At 69.8% G+C, this 1,409-nt stretch carries 1 protein-coding gene; it reads right to left on the bottom strand.

The window, feature by feature from the left end; all coding sequences use genetic code 11:
• Positions 1 to 1,409: Mur ligase family protein (locus tag KZA10_RS15285; RefSeq protein ID WP_218683312.1), on the bottom strand; the 1,409-nt coding region annotated here is incomplete at both ends.

Genomic DNA, 1,409 nt, shown 5'->3' on the forward strand with positions numbered 1-1,409 from the left:
TGTCCCGATAGTCCTGATGCCCGGGGCCTGCCCAGAGGATCGCATCGCCGTCGCCCACGAGTCCGACCGCGGTGACGATCGCGTTCTCGGGCGGCGAGGCCTCGTGGATCTCGGCATCCGGTCGTGCCTTGCGGGCGCCTTCGATGAGAGTCGCCCGGATGGAGGCGGGGTCCTCGAAGCGCGGGTGGTGATCGGTGACCACGAGGATGTCGCTGCCTTCGACAGCGGTGCGCGCCATGTCGAAGCGTTTGCTCGCATCGCGGTCGCCATCGGCACCGAACAGCATCAGCACCTTGCCCGGGGTCACTCGGCGGACGGCGGCGAGCGTCTTCTCGAATGCGTCGGGGGAGTGACCGAAATCGACGAACACGGCGGGGCCGGTCGCTCCGGAGACCAGCTGGGTGCGACCGGGGAGATAGGCGCGGATACCGCCGTCGCGGGTGAGCGCCTCGACGATGCGATCCCAGGCGTAGCCGCCTTCGAGCAGCATCACGATCGCCAGGGCCGCGTTCGCGGCCATGTGCGGCCCGATCACCGGGACCGTGGTCGTGAGGGAACCGGCGGGGCCGGTCATCGTGAACGTGGTGCCGGCTGCCCGCTCCTCGTCGATGACGACGACCCAGTCCGCGGCGGTCGCGGCCTCGGGGTCTGCGGCGATGGACGGAGTGCCCACCGTGACGACAGGGATCTCGGCACGGTCGACGACGATCGCCCCCGAGGGGGAATCGAGGCAGATGACGCCGCGCTCGGCACGATCGGGGCGGAACAGCGGCAGCTTCGCCTCGAAGTACTCGTCCATGTCGGCGTAGTCGTCGAGGTGGTCGTGGCTCAGGTTGGTGAAGCCGGCGACGTCGAACCGGATGCCGTCGACGCGGTGGCGTGAGAGCGCCTGCGCGCTGACCTCGACGGCGACGGCTTCGACCGCGCGTTCGCGCATGAGCGCCAGCAGTGCGTGCATCTCGGAGGCTTCGGGGGTGGTCAGCCTCGAGACGATGACCTCGCCGGCGATATGACGTTCGGCGGTGGAGGAGAGTCCGGTGACGACGCCGATCTGATCCAGGATGCCTTCGAGCAGGTGGGAGACGCTGGTCTTGCCGTTGGTTCCGGTGGTCGCGAACAGCAACGGGAGCGGGTCGCCTGCTCCGGTGCCGTAGACCCACGCGCTGAGGTCGCCGAGCACAGCGCGAGGGTCATCGACCACGAGGATCGGGAGTCCCGCCGCTTCTGCGATCTCCGCGCCGGCCTCGTCCGTGATGACGGCGACGGCGCCCTTCTCGGCGGCGGTGACGGCGAAGTCCGCACCGTGCCGATTGACGCCCTGGATCGCGACGAACGCCTCGCCGGGGCGGAGATCCGCCGTCGCGAGGGTGATGCCGGTGAGGGCGATCCCGTCGACGTCACCGCGAACG

It is taken from the genome of Microbacterium sp. BF1 (assembly GCF_019279095.1).
Taxonomy (GTDB): Bacteria; Actinomycetota; Actinomycetes; order Actinomycetales; family Microbacteriaceae; genus Microbacterium; species Microbacterium maritypicum.